Origin of the sequence: Neobacillus sp. C211, from assembly GCF_051842875.1 — a bacterium.
Taxonomy (GTDB): Bacteria; Bacillota; Bacilli; order Bacillales; family Cytobacillaceae; genus Neobacillus.
In genome coordinates this window covers 142,468-157,969 of record NZ_JBPXRO010000002.1, presented here as the reverse complement: position 1 = coordinate 157,969, position 15,502 = coordinate 142,468, and the positions used below count along the sequence as shown (strand labels likewise).

The 15,502-nt window shown below is 40.6% G+C and carries 16 protein-coding genes and 1 tRNA gene; 1 reads left to right on the top strand and 16 read right to left on the bottom strand.

Annotation, left to right across the window (positions count from 1 at the left end):
• Positions 1–26: 26 nt before the first annotated feature.
• The 11 genes from ACSU6B_RS02545 to ACSU6B_RS02495 all read right to left on the bottom strand — a co-directional run bounded on the left by ACSU6B_RS02545 (position 27) and on the right by ACSU6B_RS02495 (position 10,660).
• Positions 27–773 carry an alpha/beta hydrolase gene (locus ACSU6B_RS02545; RefSeq protein WP_410882491.1) on the bottom strand — a complete coding sequence of 249 codons (747 nt, stop codon included), beginning with the start codon at positions 771–773 and terminating at the stop codon, positions 27–29.
• A 135-nt stretch (positions 774–908) separates the two neighbouring features.
• Positions 909–1,142 carry a preprotein translocase subunit SecG gene (gene secG, locus ACSU6B_RS02540; RefSeq protein WP_088089548.1) on the bottom strand — a complete coding sequence of 78 codons (234 nt, stop codon included), beginning with the start codon at positions 1,140–1,142 and terminating at the stop codon, positions 909–911.
• A 145-nt stretch (positions 1,143–1,287) separates the two neighbouring features.
• Positions 1,288–2,586: a phosphopyruvate hydratase gene (gene eno, locus ACSU6B_RS02535; protein ID WP_088089549.1), complete on the bottom strand. Its 1,299-nt coding sequence runs from the start codon at positions 2,584–2,586 to the stop codon at positions 1,288–1,290.
• A gap of 37 nt (positions 2,587–2,623) precedes the next feature.
• Positions 2,624–4,156: a 2,3-bisphosphoglycerate-independent phosphoglycerate mutase gene (gene gpmI, locus ACSU6B_RS02530; RefSeq protein WP_410882488.1), complete on the bottom strand. Its 1,533-nt coding sequence runs from the start codon at positions 4,154–4,156 to the stop codon at positions 2,624–2,626.
• Positions 4,149–4,910 (bottom strand): triose-phosphate isomerase, encoded by a 762-nt coding sequence (gene tpiA, locus ACSU6B_RS02525; RefSeq protein WP_410882486.1) that lies wholly within the window; start codon positions 4,908–4,910, stop codon positions 4,149–4,151. Before tpiA ends, gpmI begins: the two co-directional genes overlap by 8 nt.
• 209 nt (positions 4,911–5,119) lie before the next feature.
• Positions 5,120–6,304 (bottom strand): phosphoglycerate kinase, encoded by a 1,185-nt coding sequence (locus tag ACSU6B_RS02520; RefSeq protein ID WP_410882484.1) that lies wholly within the window; start codon positions 6,302–6,304, stop codon positions 5,120–5,122.
• A gap of 154 nt (positions 6,305–6,458) precedes the next feature.
• Positions 6,459–7,466: a type I glyceraldehyde-3-phosphate dehydrogenase gene (gene gap, locus ACSU6B_RS02515; protein ID WP_088089553.1), complete on the bottom strand. Its 1,008-nt coding sequence runs from the start codon at positions 7,464–7,466 to the stop codon at positions 6,459–6,461.
• 52 nt (positions 7,467–7,518) lie between these two features.
• Positions 7,519–8,541: a sugar-binding transcriptional regulator gene (locus tag ACSU6B_RS02510; protein ID WP_410882482.1), complete on the bottom strand. Its 1,023-nt coding sequence runs from the start codon at positions 8,539–8,541 to the stop codon at positions 7,519–7,521.
• A 128-nt stretch (positions 8,542–8,669) separates the two neighbouring features.
• On the bottom strand, positions 8,670–8,951 hold the full coding sequence (locus ACSU6B_RS02505) for a glutaredoxin family protein (protein WP_410882480.1): 282 nt from the start codon (positions 8,949–8,951) through the stop codon (positions 8,670–8,672).
• Complete coding sequence (rpoN, locus tag ACSU6B_RS02500) at positions 8,948–10,270, bottom strand: RNA polymerase factor sigma-54 (RefSeq protein WP_410882478.1); 1,323 nt, start codon at positions 10,268–10,270, stop codon at positions 8,948–8,950. The genes ACSU6B_RS02505 and rpoN overlap by 4 nt, the downstream gene beginning before the upstream one ends.
• Positions 10,271–10,588: 318 nt before the next feature.
• Positions 10,589–10,660, bottom strand: a tRNA-Arg gene (locus tag ACSU6B_RS02495).
• A 203-nt stretch (positions 10,661–10,863) separates the two neighbouring features.
• On the opposite strand from ACSU6B_RS02495, the gene clpP reads away from it, so the two are divergent.
• Positions 10,864–11,475, top strand: coding sequence for an ATP-dependent Clp endopeptidase proteolytic subunit ClpP (clpP, locus tag ACSU6B_RS02490; RefSeq protein ID WP_088089556.1), 612 nt, complete (start codon positions 10,864–10,866; stop codon positions 11,473–11,475).
• A gap of 91 nt (positions 11,476–11,566) precedes the next feature.
• Here clpP and ACSU6B_RS02485 read toward each other — a convergent pair whose 3' ends face one another.
• The 5 genes from ACSU6B_RS02485 to ACSU6B_RS02465 all read right to left on the bottom strand — a co-directional run bounded on the left by ACSU6B_RS02485 (position 11,567) and on the right by ACSU6B_RS02465 (position 15,319).
• Positions 11,567–11,824, bottom strand: a complete 258-nt coding sequence (locus ACSU6B_RS02485) for an HPr family phosphocarrier protein (protein WP_066258757.1) — start codon at positions 11,822–11,824, stop codon at positions 11,567–11,569.
• 144 nt (positions 11,825–11,968) lie between these two features.
• Positions 11,969–12,919: a DNA-binding protein WhiA gene (gene whiA, locus ACSU6B_RS02480; RefSeq protein ID WP_215005548.1), complete on the bottom strand. Its 951-nt coding sequence runs from the start codon at positions 12,917–12,919 to the stop codon at positions 11,969–11,971.
• Positions 12,920–12,967: 48 nt separating this feature from the next.
• Entirely contained in the window at positions 12,968–13,951 is a 984-nt protein-coding gene (locus ACSU6B_RS02475) for a gluconeogenesis factor YvcK family protein (RefSeq protein WP_215005551.1), read from the bottom strand.
• Positions 13,948–14,841: an RNase adapter RapZ gene (rapZ, locus tag ACSU6B_RS02470; RefSeq protein WP_410882475.1), complete on the bottom strand. Its 894-nt coding sequence runs from the start codon at positions 14,839–14,841 to the stop codon at positions 13,948–13,950. The genes ACSU6B_RS02475 and rapZ overlap by 4 nt, the downstream gene beginning before the upstream one ends.
• A 19-nt stretch (positions 14,842–14,860) precedes the next feature.
• Complete coding sequence (locus ACSU6B_RS02465; RefSeq protein WP_410882789.1) at positions 14,861–15,319, bottom strand: 8-oxo-dGTP diphosphatase; 459 nt, start codon at positions 15,317–15,319, stop codon at positions 14,861–14,863.
• Positions 15,320–15,502: the final 183 nt, after the last annotated feature.

Sequence of the window (15,502 nt, the reverse complement as noted above, 5' to 3'; positions counted from 1 at the left end):
ACTAATCCTCCTTTGTGGGTACTTTGTTAATCGCGCCAGTCGAGCTTTTCTAAAAAGGTATAGACATCCTCATGCAATTGTTCCCGTTCTTTGTCGAGCGTGATCACATGACCGGATTCTTCATACCATTTCAGTTCCTTCACAACTGATTCGATTTCATTGTAAATAATGTTGGCACTTTCTGTGTTTATCATTTTGTCATGACGTGCCTGAACGACAAACGTGGGCGCATAAATCATATCCACATTTTCACGCACATCTGCGATCAATGCCTGTAAGGCCTTTAACGTTTTCATTGGTGTTTTCTTAAACTCATTCATTTCCATTTCGATTTGCTCGTCTGTTTTTCCTTCACGTTTTTTAAATTCACGGGCATAATCGAGAATTCCTTCGTACATGACCTCTTCACTTTTTATATGCATCGGTGCGCACATCGGTATAATGGCTTTTATAGGTACAGTGTAACCCAATTTCAAGGAAAATACGCCCCCAAGTGATAATCCCGCCACGGCTATTTCTGAGTGACCTTGATTTTTTAAAAACTCATATCCATTTATCACATCCTGCCACCAATCCGATGGTCCTGTGTGAACAAGCTCTTCGGGTGGAACTCCATGACCCTTATAGTGTGGAGCATGACAAGTATAGCCTTTTTTTTCTAAAAAACGTCCTAGCATGCGAACATCCGCTGAATTTCCGGTAAAGCCATGTAAGAGAAGTATAGCTCTTTTTCCTCCTTTGAAAGTAAATGGCTTAGGTATAACAACTTTCATGATAAAAACTCCCTTAATATCAATTCGTTTAGTTTAGTTTTAACAAAGCAAGGGTGAACATTCCAGAAAAAAGCTTATGTTTTTATAAAACAAACAAAAAACCTGGCGCTTGAGGCCAGGTTTGAGTGTAAATAATTAGATTTTAAAGTAAGTTACTGCGATAGAAAGCAGGATAAATAATACTGCTAATACAATCGTAATACGATGTAGAATCAAGTCAAGTCCTCTTGCTTTTTGCTTGCCGAATAGTGATTCAGCACCACCTGAAATGGCACCTGATAATCCAGCGCTTTTACCTGATTGAAGTATAACAACACCAATAAGTCCGATACTTACAATTACTAATAAGATTACAACTAATGTATGCATAAAGGCCACCTCCTGTTAGACGTACAATTCACAGTATATTAAATCTATCATATTTCCTCGCTTAAAACAATAGTCGTGATTGTGTCTTATGGAATGATTAAAAAGGCACACATCCGAAAATGTGCGCCTTTGATATCGTGAAAAATTATTTGCTTAGGTTATAGAATGTTTTCTTCCCTAAGTATTGAGCTGTTTCACCTAATTGGTCTTCAATGCGAAGCAATTGGTTGTATTTTGCGACACGGTCTGTACGAGATGGCGCACCAGTCTTGATTTGACCAGCATTTGTAGCAACAGCGATGTCAGCAATGGTGTTGTCTTCTGTTTCACCAGAACGGTGAGAGATAACAGCAGTGTACCCAGCACGTTTTGCCATTTCAATCGCATCAAATGTTTCAGTAAGGGTACCAATTTGGTTAACTTTGATCAGGATGGAGTTACCGATTCCTTTTTCAATACCCTCTGCAAGTTTACGTGTATTGGTAACAAATAAATCATCACCAACTAATTGAACTTTTTTACCAAGGCGTTCAGTTAAAAGCTTGTGACCTTCCCAGTCATTTTCATCCAAACCGTCTTCGATTGAAACGATTGGGTATTTAGATGACAGTTCTTCGTACCAATCAACCATTTCTGCAGAAGTCTTCACAACACCTTCGCCAGCAAGATGGTATTTTCCATCTTCCTTGTTGTAAAACTCAGAAGATGCAGCATCCATTGCAAGCATAACTTCTTCACCTGGCTTGTAGCCAGCTTTTTCGATTGCTTCAACAATGGTTTGAAGAGCTTCTTCATTTGATCCTAGGTTTGGAGCGAAACCACCTTCGTCACCAACTGCTGTGTTAAGCCCTTTGCCTTTAAGAACAGATTTTAACGTATGGAAAATTTCTGCACCCATACGAAGCGCTTCTTTAAAGTTTGGAGCGCCAACAGGCATAATCATGAATTCTTGAATATCTACGTTGTTATCAGCATGTTCCCCGCCGTTAACAATGTTCATCATTGGCACTGGAAGCTGCTTCGAATTGAAACCGCCAAGGTATTGATATAAAGGAATATCTAAGTAATTAGCTGCCGCATGAGCAACTGCCATGGATACACCTAGGATTGCGTTTGCACCTAGTTTACCTTTGTTTTCTGTTCCATCAAGTTCGATTAAAGCTTGGTCAACAGAAACTTGGTCAAGAACGCTGAATTCTTCGCCAACAAGATGTGGAGCGATAATTTCATTTACGTTGTCCACTGCTTTTAGAACACCTTTACCAAGGTAACGTTCTTTGTCTCCGTCACGTAGTTCAACAGCTTCATATTCACCAGTAGAAGCACCACTTGGAACCATTGCGCGGCCAAAGGCACCTGATTCAGTAAATACTTCAACTTCAACAGTTGGGTTACCACGGGAATCTAATACTTCACGAGCATATACGTCTGCAATAAATGGCATTTAAAAATCTCTCCTTAAAAATTAAATTGTTTTTCGTTTACTTTATTAATGATGTCCCAGTCATTTCGGCTGGCTGATTAAGACCTAATAAGTCTAACATAGTTGGCGCTAAATCCCCAAGTATTCCACCGTCACGCAATTGAATTCCTTGTTTTGTCACAATTACCGGCACTGGATTTGTCGTATGTGCTGTCATTGGCTCGCCTTCAGGAGTGATCACTTCATCAGCATTCCCATGGTCAGCGGTGATAATCACAGATCCGCCTTTTTCAAGAATTAGATCAACGATTTTTCCAAGACACTCATCGACAGTCTCAATTGCTTTAATTGTTGGCTCAAGCATACCTGAATGCCCTACCATGTCTGGATTCGCGAAGTTCAGTAAAATGGCATCAAACTTGTCCTCCTGAATTTCTTTAAGGAGTGCGTCAGTCACTTCGTAAGCACTCATTTCAGGTTGAAGATCATAGGTTGCTACCTTTGGAGAGTTGATTAAGATCCGCTCTTCGCCAGGGAACTTCTCTTCACGTCCACCGCTCATAAAGAACGTGACATGCGGGTATTTCTCGGTTTCAGCAATTCTCAATTGCTTCATATTATTTTGCGATAAGACTTCACCTAGGGTGTTGTCTAAGTTCGTCGGTTTAAAGGCGACATATCCATCCACAGATTCACTGAAGTGGGTTAAGCACACGAAGAATAAATCTTTCGGATGCTTCGGCCCGCGGTCAAAGGAGCGGAAGTCTTCATTTGTAAATGTATTAGAAATCTGAATTGCCCGGTCCGGACGGAAGTTATAGAAAATAACAGCATCATTGTCCTGAATCGTTGCAACTGGCTGGCCATCTTCTTTTGTGATGACAGATGGGATGACGAATTCGTCAAAAATCCCATGAGAATAAGAATCCTCAACCACTTCTAATGGATTCGTATAGGCAGGGCCATCACCATAGACCATGGAACGGTAAGATTTCTCGACACGCTCCCAGCGCTTATCACGGTCCATAGAGTAGTATCTCCCTGAAATCGTAGCAAATTCACCCACACCGTATTCCTTCATTTTATCCAGTGTCTGTTGAATAAATTTAGCTGCTGTTTTTTGACCGACATCACGGCCGTCAAGGAATGCATGCACGTATACCTTTTCGACGCCTTCTTCTTTTGCCAGTTTCAGCAGAGCAAACATATGTTGAATATGGCTGTGAACACCGCCGTCTGACAATAATCCGAATAAATGAAGGGCTGTTCCATTTTTCTTCACGTGCTCCATTGCACCTGTAAAGGTTTCATTTTTTTCAAATTCACCTTCACGAATGGCAATATTCACTCGTGTTAAGCTTTGGTAAACAATTCGACCGGCACCAATGTTCAAGTGACCCACCTCTGAGTTACCCATTTGGCCTTCTGGAAGACCGACTGCCTCTCCAGAAGCTGTTAAATGAGAATGTGGATACTCGCTCCAAAACCGATCAAAATTAGGTTTTTTCGATTGTGCGACCGCATTCCCTTTTGTTTCGCCCCTGCATCCAAAACCATCAAGGATGATGAGAGCAACTGGAGATTTACTCATAGCTGCCTGCCTCCAGTAATTGTAAGAAGGATTGTGCTTCAAGGCTGGCTCCGCCTACTAATGCACCATCAATATCTGGTTGTGCCATGTATTCTTTAATATTTTCTGGTTTGACACTGCCGCCATATTGAATTCTTACCGCATCGGCTACGTCTTGCGAGAATTGTTGTGCAACTACTTGACGGATATAGGCACAAACTTCATTTGCATCAGCTGAAGTGGAAGATTTACCAGTTCCAATCGCCCAAATCGGTTCGTAGGCAATGACCGTTTGCTTCACTTGATCGTCTGTTAAACCAGTTAATGCTTTCGCCACTTGGTCTCCAACTAATTGGTTCGTTTCACCTTTTTCACGCTGTTCTAGTGTTTCACCACAGCATACGATCGGAGTTAAATTATATTTGAAGGCTGCAAGTGCTTTCTTGTTTACAGATTCATCTGTTTCATTGAACATTTCCCGGCGTTCTGAGTGTCCGATAATGACATATTGAACTTCAAGGTCAGCAAGTGCTTTCGGGCTGATTTCGCCTGTAAATGCTCCGCTTTCTTCAAAGTGCATGTTTTGAGCTCCAATTTTCACATTGCTGCCTTGTGTTACTTCGACAAGACTTTGTAAAAATAAAGCAGGCGCACAAATAACGGATTCCATTTTTTCTGGAGTTGGTACAAGTCCTTTTACTTCCTCTGCAAAGCTTTTTGCTTCAGAAAGTGTTTTGTTCATTTTCCAGTTACCTGCAATGATTGGTTTACGCATACTGGCACATCCTTTCATGATTAAAGCGCAAGCGCCCGTTTAGCGGCGTATGGACTGGAGCGCTTCGACTGAGATAAAGGAAACACGGAGAGCGATAGCGCATTCGTGCTTGACTTATCGTAGGGAGAAGAGCGATGTCCACTAGACGCTGGGTGCTGGAGCTAGATAGTCTTCTTCATTCAAAACTTATACTTTCTTTCTAATAAAAATTATTTATCGTTCAAAGCAACTACACCTGGAAGTGCTTTGCCTTCCATAAATTCAAGGGAAGCGCCGCCTCCTGTAGAGATGTGGCTCATTTTGTCTGCTAAATTGAATTTTTCAACAGCGGCTGCTGAGTCTCCGCCGCCAATAACTGAATATGTACCTTCTGCTTCAGCAAGTGCTTCGGCCACCGCTTTAGTGCCGTTAGCAAACTTATCAATTTCAAATACACCCATTGGTCCATTCCAAATCACTAGTTTTGATTTTTGAATGACGTCACGATAGATCTCAGCAGTTTTCGGTCCAATATCAAGTGCTTCCCAATCAGCAGGAATTTCCTCAATCGCAACTACTTTGGAATTAGCGTCTGCAGAGAAATCATCTGCAACTACAGCATCCACAGGCATATAGAAATTAACACCCTTTGCCTTAGCTTTTTCAATAAACGATTTTGCAAGATCAATTTTGTCTGCTTCAAGCAGTGATTTTCCCACTTCATGGCCCTGTGCTTTGACAAATGTATAAGCAAGACCGCCGCCAATAATTAAGTTATCGACTAATTCTAAAAGATTTTCAATAACACCAATCTTGTCCTTTACTTTGGCTCCACCGATGATCGCTGTAAATGGGCGTTCCGGATTAGAAAGTGCTTTACCAAGTACATCGAGTTCTTTTTCCATTAAAAGACCTGAAACAGCAGGCAGAATATGAGCAATACCTTCAGTTGAAGCATGGGCACGGTGTGCTGCACCAAATGCATCATTTACATAAACATCAGCTAACTCGGCAAATGATTTCGCCAACTCAGGATCATTCTTTTCCTCGCCAGGATAGAAACGGACATTTTCAAGCAGAAGGACATCGCCTTCCGTCATTGTTCCAATCAACGCGTTTACAGAATCACCATAGGCTTCATCTGCCTTCTTCACGTCTTTGCCAAGCAGTTCAGATAGTCTGACACCGGCTAGGGTTAAGCGCATTTCTTCGACTACTTTTCCTTTTGGACGGCCGAAGTGGCTGGCTAAAATCACCTTCGCACCTTGTTCCACTAAGTATTGAATCGTTGGCAATGCTGCACGAATCCGCGTGTCGTCCGTAATTTGACCATCCTGCATAGGTACGTTAAAATCCACTCGGCAAAATACGCGTTTACCTTTTACATCGACATCTTTGAGAGTTTTCTTATTCATAAAGGACCTCCGAAAGTTTGGTATGAAGAAAATGAATTATCTAAAATCAGTAAAAAAAGGGGAGGGGGGCATATACTCCCCGCTCCCCTTTGGAAAACCTTTGTAATGTTCAACTTCTTATGATTGAAAACCAATCATCGTCCGTTCCGATATATTAAAGTCCTTTTTGTGCAAGGTAGTCAACAAGGTCAACAACGCGGTTAGAGTAACCAACTTCGTTATCGTACCAAGATAATACTTTTACCATGTTGCCTTCAAGAACCATTGTTGATAATGCATCGATTGTCGAAGAAACTTTAGCTCCGTTGTAATCAGTAGAAACTAATGGAAGTTCGCTGTATGCTAGAATACCTTTTAATGGGCCTTCAGCAGCTGCTTTTAATGCAGAGTTAACTTCATCAGCTGTTACTTCTCTGTCTAATTCTGCTACTAAGTCAACTACAGAAACGTTCGGTGTTGGAACGCGAATAGCCATACCGTTTAATTTACCCTTAAGTTCTGGTAAAACAAGCGCAACTGCTTTTGCAGCACCAGTTGAAGTTGGAATCATGTTTTCAGCTGCTGCACGTGCACGACGGTAGTCTTTGTGCGGCAAGTCAAGAATTTGTTGGTCATTTGTGTATGAGTGAATAGTTGTCATCATACCGCGTTTGATTCCAAAAGTATCATTTAATACTTTTGCAAACGGAGCTAGACAGTTTGTAGTACAAGAAGCGTTTGAAATAACATGGTGGTTATTTGCATCATATTTGTCTTCGTTAACACCCATTACGATTGTGATATCTTCGTTAGATGCTGGTGCAGAGATAATTACTTTTTTAGCGCCTGCTTCAAGATGTTTTGCAGCATCTTCACGTTTTGTGAAACGGCCAGTTGATTCAACAACTACGTCCACGCCAAGATCGCCCCAGCCTAATTGTGCAGGATCGCGTTCTGCAAGAACTTTCACTTTGTGTCCGCCAACTACTAGGTATTCGCCATCAACAGTAACATCTTCTTGTAGAGTCCCGTGAACAGTGTCATATTTTAGAAGATGTGCAAGCATATTTGCATCAGTTAAGTCATTAATTGCAACGATTTCCACATTGCTATTTCCTAAAGCCGCACGAAATACGTTACGACCGATACGTCCAAATCCATTAATACCAACTTTTACTGACATGATAAATTTCCTCCTTTAATTGGGTAAGGATGTTTTTTATTTTAAAAAGGATTTACCCTTTTAATAACTTTCTAGCTGCACCTTCATCTGTGATTAAAATCGTCGATGCTGGTGCTTGTTTTAAGTATGCCTTGATGGCCTTAGCCTTGGAATTCCCGCCTGCAACCGCGATGACATTAGGAATGCCAACCAAATCTTCTAACTGCAGGCCAATCGTTAATACCTTGTGAACAATTTCGCCTTGTTCATTAAAATAATAGCCAAAAGCTTCACCCACAGCTTTGCTGCTTTCAAGCATACTTAGAATCTCAGGATTGGTTTTTCGCCGTTCAGCCATTGTGATAGCATCTCCAATTCCATGAAGAACCATGCTAGCTGATTTAATTAGTTTTAATACTTCATGAATGTCAGGTTCTCTGATAAGCGATTCGTAGATATCTGTACTGACCTGATCAGGAACATAGAACACTCGATGTTTGGATTGGGTGTTTCTGGACATAATCGAACAAATCGTATTTGCCTGATTTTGAACATCCTCGCCTACTCCGCCTCTTGCTGGTACAAACAGTAATTCCTTTTGGGTAAGCTCTGGTGATAGTCTTTCTGCGATAGCAGCCATCGTTGAACCGCCAGTTACAGCAATGATATTTTTTCCGCTGAGAAGCTTTTTCATGCAAATAGCACTTGCCTTGCCAAGCTCACCTTTCACCATGGGCGATTCATCACTATCGCCAGGTACAATGACGACCTTTTTAATGCCCAGCTTGTGCTTCAATTCCAACTCCATCACATCAATACCCTTTAACTCACGCATAAAGCCTTCCAAGTCTTCAAGCAAATTTTTCCCTTCAGGTGTTAAACTCATTCCCACATTATTTGTGTAGATTAAATTTTGCTCCCTTAGGAAATCAACTTCACCGCGAAGGACTCTTTCGGTATACCCGAGACTGACTGCTAGACTCCGTCTTCCTACCGGCTGCATAAAACCAATGTACCTTAGGATAGAATATCTCTTCTGTAAGACCTGCAGGAGGTCGGGTAATAATTTTTTTTGGATATCGATTAATGACTGCATGAATCTCATGCTCCTTTATTATATGTAGTTGGTCCTAAAATGTCCACCATAGACATATTATGTCCCGCTACATTCAAAAAAAATCACCCCTGCTACATTTTTCATTGTAACAGGAGTGAAAATCTATTTCAACTATTAAAATTGGCTTTTTTTTCATGCAAACGGTTACTTATGTCAAATTTGTTAATTACACCGAATCCTGCTTCTACTCCATCAATATAAACAACTGGGATCATTAAACCATATTGTTCGGTTAATTCATCACTGGATTCAATATCAATTTCTTCTAAGGTAAACTCCGAGTCTTTGTTTAGCTCCAGAAGTGTAGACTTTGCCTTGTCACATAGCGGGCAGCTTCTCCTTGTATATAATGTGATTGTTGTTTGATCCATCATTTTTGTTCCTTTCATTCAAACCTTTTTCTTTTCGAAGAGGAGGGAATTCCCAATTGATCCCGGTACTTAGCAATCGTCCTTCTTGAAACCACCATACCTTCCTCTATTTTTAAATGTTCGACAATTTCTTGATCAGAAAGCGGTTTTTGTTTATTCTCTTTTTCTATTAAAGTCGCAATTTTCTTCTTTACCTGTGTGGAAGATGTATTTTCATCATCCGAAACGGTTTGTATGGTACTTGTAAAAAATGTTTTCAACGCGAACGTCCCAATCGGTGTTTGCACATACTTTTCCCGGACTGCTCGGCTGACGGTGGATTCATGGATATCAAGTTCTCCAGCAACTTCCTTCATCGTCATCGGCACTAAGTATTGTGACCCTTTTTGGAAAAATGAAGCCTGTTTTTCAATGATTTTTGCTACAACCCTTGTCAGCGTCTCTTTACGCTGTTCAATGCTTTTTTGGATCCACTGGTAATCCTGGAGTTTATCCTGTAGAAAGCGGCTTACTTGTTGGTCTTGGTCTTTGAATTTATGATAATACTGCTCATTGAGGCTAATCCTTGGCAGCGATTCATCAGACATCCGTACGGTTAGTCCCTCGCTTGATTGCTCAACGATTGCATCTGGGATAATATAAGTGGTTGCTTCTTTTCCTAAAATGGCCCCAGGCTTAGGATTCAATGTTTGAATTTGATCGTAAACATCTTGTATATCCTTAAGGGTTACCTTTAGTTCTTTAGCAATTTTCTTCCACTTCTTTTCGGCGAATGGAATGAAATGATCGCCGATTATGTTTTGCGCTAGTTCGTTATCTGGATTTAGATAATAAATTTGCATCAATAGGCACTCTTGAAGGTTCCTTGCCCCGATGCCTGCTGGCTCCAGTGTTTGGATAATGGCCAAGCATTCTTCAACTGAATCTTCCATTACCCTTAGGTTTTTGGCGATTTCGCTAAGGTCCCCCAGAAAGTAACCGTTTTCATCTAAATTTTGGATAAGATGGCGTATTACACTTAATTGTTCCACCGATAGGTTCGTTATTTTTAATTGAGACAGTAAATAATCTTCAAGCGAAAATGGTTTGTCAGCTATTTGATCAATCCAGTCCTTTTCCGCTTTTTGGTGTTTGCGACGATTACGGTCAATGAGCGGATTCATTGGCTTGATATTGCCATTTTCAACCTGCAATAGGGGATTTTCAAGTGCCTTATCTTCTAAAAAAGCAGTTAACTCATGGGCAGAGTACTGCAACAATGCAATGGCCTGCGATAGCTCCTGTGTCATCGCCAATTTTAATGTTTGCTGCTGCCATAAACCGGCCTTCAAGTTCATTCGTATCCCCCCTGTTTTCTATTTTACACGATTGAGGGAATTTCGGGTATTAGAAAATGATATTCGAGGATGGAACTAAGCCTTTTTCAGGCATAAAGCTAAGAGGTTTTTGGATGAAGTTTTAGTTTTGTGCTGATTTCCGGTGGTTTTGTGCCGATTTTCCATTTTATGTGCAATTTTTGAAAGGTTTTGTACCATTTTGAGCATGTTTTGTGCCATTTTGGAAGAATTTTGTGCATTTAACCTTTTATTGGAAATTCAGAACCCTTTTTCAAAATAAAAAACCCCCTGTTTTAAAAAAACAGGAGGCTTTCTTGATGCGCTCGGCGAGAATCGAACTCACATTTTAAGCTTCGGAGGCTTACGTGCTATCCGTTGCACCACGAGCGCTAAATTGTTGCGACTTACATATTATATGCCAGGTTCCGTCACATTGCAAGCAAAGAATTGTTTAAAATAGTCAGAAATGGTTATGCTGAATTAGGGAAAGTTGTCGAACATTTTTAAAGAGGTATTGTTTGACCTTTATTGACCATCAGTGTATGATAACTATACATATTACTTTTATCTTTACAATCAAAGGAGGAAGAAAAATGAATTTGATCCCTACAGTTATTGAACAAACAAACCGGGGCGAGCGTGCTTATGACATTTATTCCCGTCTGTTAAAAGACCGGATTATTATGCTTGGTAGTGCGATCGATGACCATGTGGCTAACAGCATTGTTGCACAATTATTATTCCTTGAAGCGGATAACCCTGAAAAAGATATTTCTTTATATATCAACAGCCCAGGCGGCAGCATCACCGCAGGTATGGCTATTTTTGATACAATGCAATTCATCAAACCAAAGGTACAAACTATTTGTATCGGTATGGCTGCATCCATGGGTGCATTCTTACTGGCAGCAGGTGAAAAAGGCAAGCGTTATGCGCTTCCAAATGCTGAAGTCATGATTCACCAGCCACTAGGCGGTGCACAAGGACAAGCAACTGAAATCGAAATTGCTGCAAAGCGTATCCTTTTCCTTCGCGAAAAATTAAATGGAATTTTAGCAGAACGGACTGGACAGTCGCTTGAAGTAATCAGCAAAGATACAGACCGCGACAACTTCATGACAGCAGAACGTGCAAAAGAATATGGTCTAATCGACCATATCATCACTCGTAATTTAATCGAAGATGAGAAAAATAAAAACAAATAAGTACAAAGAAGCAATCGGCATCCAGCCGGTTGCTTTTTTTTGCTAATAACCAAAAAAGGCCGGTTCCAATTGGCTCCGGTCCTCTTTCAGATCAATGTTCTTTTTGGATAAAATCAGCTAACGCTTCAATAGCAGATGCTTCATCATCGCCATCTGCTACTATATCAATCATGACACCTGAGCCAACAGCCAAGCTCATTAAGCCCATTATGCTCTTTGCATTTACTTTCTTGCCATCCTTCTCAAGGAAAATATCCGCAGAAAATCGGTTGGCTTCCTGAACAAAAAGAGCCGCAGGTCGTGCTTGAAGACCCGTTTTTAATTTTACTTCCACTTGTTTCACTAACATTACACAATTCCTCCTCATGGTTTTTTTACTCTATTTTTCTTGGAGCTTTGTACATAATTATTATCTTCAGGTAAGTCTTCACTCGATACATGTTATGTCTTTCACATGTTATCTTATACCTATGTTATTGTACTATAGGATAATCTACTCTCGAGTAACCATATCCCCTGCACGCAATTTCTCAGCAATCGCATCGATTTTTCTCAAGCGATGATTAATCCCTGATTTACTGATCGCACCACCGGAAACCATTTCCCCCAATTCCTTAAGGGTCACGTCCGTATAATTCAAACGGAGTTCTGCAATTTCTCTCAATTTTTCTGGTAAAATTTGCAGCCCGACCGTTGCATTGATGTAGCGGATATTCTCGACCTGCCGAATCGAAGCACCGATCGTTTTATTAAGGTTTGCGGTCTCACAGTTTACGAGACGATTGACTGAATTCCTCATATCTCGAACAATCCTTACGTCTTCGAAGCGAAGAAGGGCATTATGGGCACCTGCAACATTTAAAAACTCGGTAATCTTTTCTGCTTCTTTTAAATAGTTGATATAACCTTTTTTGCGCTCGAGAGTTTTGCTATTTAGTCCAAATGTATTCATCAATTCGCATAAAGAGTCATTATGTTCTTTATAGAGCGAAAAAATTTCCAAATGATACGAAGATGTTTCCGGGTTATTGACGGAACCGCCAGCTAGAAATGCACCGCGTAGATAAGAACGCTTACAACATTTCTTTTTTACAAGCTCTGGTGAAATATCATGGATGATGGTAAAACCCTCACCAATAATTTTTGTATCCTCGAGAATTTCTTTAGCCAGATGGGATAATCGGACAATGTAGACGTTGTTCTTTTTCAGACGCATCTTTTTCCGAACAAGCAACTCTACCTGGACATCGTAACTCTTTTTTAATAATGTGTAGATTCTTCTGGCAATCGCAGCATTTTCGGTTTGAATATCAACAACTAACTTACGATTTGAGAATGAAAGGGAACCATTCATCCGGATTAAAGCGGATAGTTCTGCTTGAATGCAGCACGTTTTCACTTCCAAGTTAGTTAATTCTTTTTTCGTTTCCGAAGCGAAAGACATCCCTTCACCCCCCTTAAAAAAACAAAGCGTTTTTAGTAAGTACTATATTTACGTTTCATAACGCTTTTTGGTTTCAATTAAAAGCAAATTATATAAAATTTTTGCAACCTTTTTCGGATCATGTCTTAGCGCACCATTTTCCTGATAAGCGATGTCCGCGTGAACAACTTCTAGTCCTAATTCAAAAAGGCGCGGCAGATCATATAGAACAGGGTCAGCCAGTTCTTCATTATATCGGAGCTGAATATCCTGTGGTATCTCTTCATTATTTACAAGAATCGTATTAATAAAAGCACAGCTCATATGATCATATAAGGCCTTTACATGATCGCTCGCTGTAAAGCCATGGGTTTCCCCAGCCTGGGTCATCAAATTACAAATATACACCTTTTTGGCGTGTGACTGGCACAGCTCATCCCCGATTCTTGGAACGAGCAGGTTTGGCAGAATACTTGTATATAGGCTCCCTGGCCCAATGATGATTAAATCAGCCTGACGGATGGCTTGAATCGCCTCTGGTAAGGGACGAATATTTTCCGGCGTCATAAACACTTTTTTAATTCTCTTACCCGAATATGGAATTTTTGATTCCCCTGAGACAATCGTTCCGTCTTCCATTTCAGCATGAAGGACGACACTCTGATTTGCTGCAGGCAGGACTTTACCATGAACATTTAAGATCTTACTCATTTCCTGGATCGCGTGGACAAAATTACCCGTGATTGAGGTCATTGCAGCCAAGATTAAATTTCCAAGCGAGTGTCCGGAAAGCTCATTCGATGTTTTAAACCGATGTTGAAACATTTCTTCAACGAGCGGTTCGACATCTGATAAGGATGCTAACACATTGCGAATATCTCCAGGAGGTGGAATATGCAAGTCTTCACGCAAGCGTCCTGAACTGCCGCCGTCATCCGCGACTGTCACAATGGCGGTAATCTCCACAGGAAACTGTTTTAATCCACGCAATAAAACTGGCAATCCTGTTCCCCCGCCAATGACGACAATTCGAGGCTGTCCGTAAATGCTCATGTTGTTTTTTCCTTTCTCCTCTCAATGTCACGATGGGATATACATGTCTTATAGTCTTGTTGGAAAAATTTACCTAGATGTTCAGCAAGCGTCACTGAACGGTGCTGTCCGCCTGTACATCCAATCGCAATCACTAACTGCGCTTTTCCTTCTCTTTTATAATGAGGCAGCATGAAAGAAAGCAGGTCGGTTACTTTTTCCAAAAACTTATGTGTTTCATTCCACTTTAATACATAACTGGAAACATCCTCATCAAGCCCCGTTTTAGGTCTCATATGCTCGATATAATGAGGATTTGGTAAGAAACGCACATCAAACACAAGGTCCGCATCAATAGGAATTCCATACTTAAAGCCAAATGACATGACATTGACAGTAAAGAGTGATTGTTTATTCGCCGTAAATTCCGTTAATATTTTCTCACGAAGTTCCCGCGGTTTCATCTGGGAAGTATTGTAAATCAATTGAGCCCTGCCTTTAAGTTCTTCAAGAAGTTCACGCTCAAGCGTAATTCCTTCAAGCGGCAGGCCTGTCGGTGCTAACGGATGCGACCGCCTTGTCTCTTTATATCTGCGCACTAATGTTGAATCATCCGCATCTAAAAATAAGATCTGCGGGGCCACCCATGAAGTTTCTCCCAGTTCATCCAATGCTTTAAATAGATGATCAAAGAATTCTCTCCCTCGCAGGTCCATAACAAGGGCAACTTTATTCATTTTATTCCCGGATTCCTTCATAAGTTCGAGGAATTTTGGAAGCAATGTTGGAGGCAAATTATCGACACAGAAGAAACCTAAATCTTCAAAACTTTGAATGGCTACAGTTTTTCCTGCACCAGACATTCCAGTAATTATCACCATTTGAATGTCACTTGCAGCACCGGTACTCATTATTAATTCCCCCTATTAGTTAGCTTGGATCTAATCGATAACTGATTAGTTGAAAGTCTTTTGTATAAGTAAAAGTACCGTAAATAATTCCTTTTCCATGAATCATATAATCAAGAATATGATAATCGCCAGCAGCCATTGGCAAATTTTTCAATTGATCAATCATTTGCCATCCAAGTTTACCTTCCTCAGATTCGTCTAAATCGATGCCGTCCGCATCAGTTGCTACAAATGTAAACATCATCCACTCGGAAAGAAGCTGGTCGTTTTCTTTCATAATCATTGTAAAAATCCCTTTTAGCTGTGGATTTTTCAAATAGATTCCCGTTTCTTCACGATATTCCCTGATGCAAGAGTCTCGAACCGATTCGCCCGGCTCCATTTTCCCACCAGGAGCAACCCACCAGCCGCGGCGTGGTTTTTGCAGCAGCAATATTTTTTCGTCTCTTATCAATACACAATTGGTGACACGCTGCACAACATTCACCCTCTTAATAAAGCATACATGTTTTTAGCAGTCTTCGAAAAAGCATTCGCTTGTCCTTTTTGAAAAAGGACCTTTTCATAGTCTACTCGAATTACAAAAGAACCCTCTATAACTTTAAATTCATTCTTTTTATTATACTATTTTTAGGATACAGTCACAATGAATACAAATTTG